Below are 2563 nucleotides of genomic sequence, written 5' to 3' on the forward strand. Positions count from 1 at the left end.
GCAGGCATCTCGGCATCGAATCCTTCGCGTGGGCGGCTTCCGGCTCGAGCCGCCCGACCCTACATCCTGTGTCAGCCGAACGCGCGGCCGATTGGTACGCCGAGGCGCCGCAGGATGGTCGCGGCTGGGCAGAAGCCGGTGATGCTGGCCTGCAGAAGGTTGGCGCCGACGAAGGCGGGCAGGAGCAGCCACCAGGGCGTAAGGAAGGCGGCGGCTGCGGCACCGAGGAGGGTGAGGGTGCCAGCGAGAGCCATGACGGCGCGGTCGATGTTCATGGGGGTGCCTTTCAGGGCGAAGGGTGGGGCCGACCCGCCCCAGGGGAGTGGCGGGCCGGCCCCGGTCTTGGGGGTCAGTCGTGCGCAAAGGTGATGTTCGGCAGGACTCGCTTCAGCCAAGCCGGGACGTACCAGGCGGCGTGGCCCGTCAGCCGCAGCAGGACGGGCAGCAGGACCAGTCGGACGAGGAACGCGTCGAGCAGGACGGCGACGCCGAGCACGACGCCCATCTCCTTGGGCGGCAGCGGGCCGGACAGGGCGAAGGTGAAGAACACCGCGACCATGACCGCGCCGGCGGCGAAGATGACCCGTCCGGAGTGGGCGAGGGCTCCGACCATCGCGTCCTTGGGGTCGCCGGTGCGCTCGTAGTGCTCCTTGGCCGAGGCCAGCAGGAAGACGGTGTAGTCCATCGCGATGGCGAAGATCATGGCGAAGAAGAACACCGGCGCCCAGGCGTCGAGGAAGCCCTGGCTCTCGAAGCCGAGCAGGTCTGCGCCCCAGCCCTCCTGGAAGACGAGGCGGGCGACGCCGAAGGCGGCTGCGGTCGAGAGCAGGCTGACTGCCGTCCCGAGCAAGGAGATGAGCGGTGCCTGCAGGGCGATGAGCAGGAGCAGGAAGCCCAGGGCCAGGATGACGCCGATGACCAGCGGGGTGGAGTCGTCGAGCTGGGTCTTCAGGTCGAGGTTCTCTACGGCGGCGCCGCCGACCTGTGCGGTGTCGGGCAGGTCTGCGCGCAGCCGGTCGACGGTCTCGGCGAGTGCCGGGTCCGACGGGTCGACGGTGGGCACTGCCTGGATCATGGCCAGGTCCGAGCCGTCGGGGGCAGGTTGGGCGGGCATGGCGGCGGCGATGCCGTCGTCGGCTGTGACGGTCGCGGCGGCGGCCTGCGCCTGGTCCTTCGCGACGACGATCTGCAGGGTGCCGGGGGCGCCTGGACCGAACGCCTCCTGGACGCGGTCGTAGCCGACACGCGCCGAGGCGTCCTCGGGGAGCACCTTGATGGACGGCATGGCGGTGTTCAGCCCGACGACAGGGGCGGCGAGCGCGACCAGCACGACCAGGGCTGCGGTACCCCACAGGACGGGGCGACGCCAGAGACGTTCACCCCAGGCGGCGAAGCGCGACGACCGGTGCTCACCGGTCTTGACCCACGGCAGCGCGAGCTTGTTGATGCGGTGGTCGAGCTTGACCAGCACCAGGGGCAGCAGCGTGAGCGTCGCGGCGAGCACGAAGACGACCGAGAGCATGATGCCGCCGGCCATCGAACGGAACGACGGCGAGGGCACGAGCATCACCGCGGACAGGGAGATGAGCACGGTCAGGCCGGAGAGCAGGACGGCCTTGCCGGCGGTGTCCATCGTCTGCGCGATGGCGCGTTGTGCGGAGAGCCTGGCTCCCATGCGGGCGGCGCGGTAGCGGACCACGAGGAACAGGGCGTAGTCGATGCCCAGAGCCAGGGAGAACATCATGGCGAAGTTCATCGCCCAGATGGAGACCGGCACCAGCTCGTTGATGAGCACCAGGGAGCCGGCCGAGGCGACCAGCCCGGACAGGGTCAGCAGGAGCGGGAGGCCGGCGGCGACCAGAGCCCCGAAGGCGAGGACGAGGATGGCCAGCGTCACGGGCCAGGACACCATCTCCGACTTCAACATGGCCTCGAGGTTGGCCTCGTTGAAGTCCGACCACAGCAGCGAGGAGCCGGTCGGGTTGACCTGGATGCCGTCGCCGGACAGGTCCTGCAGGGGGCCCTTGAGGTCGGTGGCGACGCGGACCATCTCGTTGGTGTCAGCGCCGGCGCCGGCGAGCACGATGGCTGTGGAGCCGTCCTGGCTCAGCGTCGCGCCGGGCTGAGGTGCGACTACATCGGCGATGCGGGACTCGTCCTCGAGCAGGGCGGTGACCCTCGCGATGGTCTCGGCGCCGCGGCCCTCCGTGACCGGACCGTCTTCGCTGTGGACGACGACCTGGATGGCCGACGAAGCGTTCCCGCCGAAGTGCTCACGGGCCAGCTCCCGGGCGGCGACGGACTCCGAGCCGTTGGCCTGCCAGCCGGCGCCCGAGAGGTTGTGCTCGACCTTCGGCGCGAAGACGCCGAGGCCGATGACCAGCAGCAGCCAGGTGATGGTCACGACCTGGCCGTGAGTGGCGACCCACGTGCCGAGGCGACCGAGCGGGCCGGAGGAGATCCGCGACTCTCGTTCAGGAGCGGGCGGGTCGATCGTCGATGTCATGCGTTCTCCAAGTGCTGAGGCGAAGGTTCGGGGCGGTTTCCTTATCCCCCCGGGGGG

2 protein-coding genes are annotated in these 2563 nt (G+C 70.2%); both read right to left on the minus strand.

What is annotated here, in order from left to right; genetic code table 11:
• Positions 1–71: 71 nt before the first annotated feature.
• Entirely contained in the window at positions 72–275 is a 204-nt protein-coding gene (locus ASF38_RS07620) for a DUF2892 domain-containing protein (protein ID WP_056574921.1), read from the minus strand.
• A gap of 74 nt (positions 276–349) precedes the next feature.
• Positions 350–2506, minus strand: coding sequence for an MMPL family transporter (locus ASF38_RS07625; protein WP_056574924.1), 2157 nt, complete (start codon positions 2504–2506; stop codon positions 350–352).
• Positions 2507–2563: the final 57 nt, after the last annotated feature.

It is taken from the genome of Aeromicrobium sp. Leaf272, assembly GCF_001422865.1.
Lineage (GTDB): Bacteria > Actinomycetota > Actinomycetes > Propionibacteriales > Nocardioidaceae > Aeromicrobium.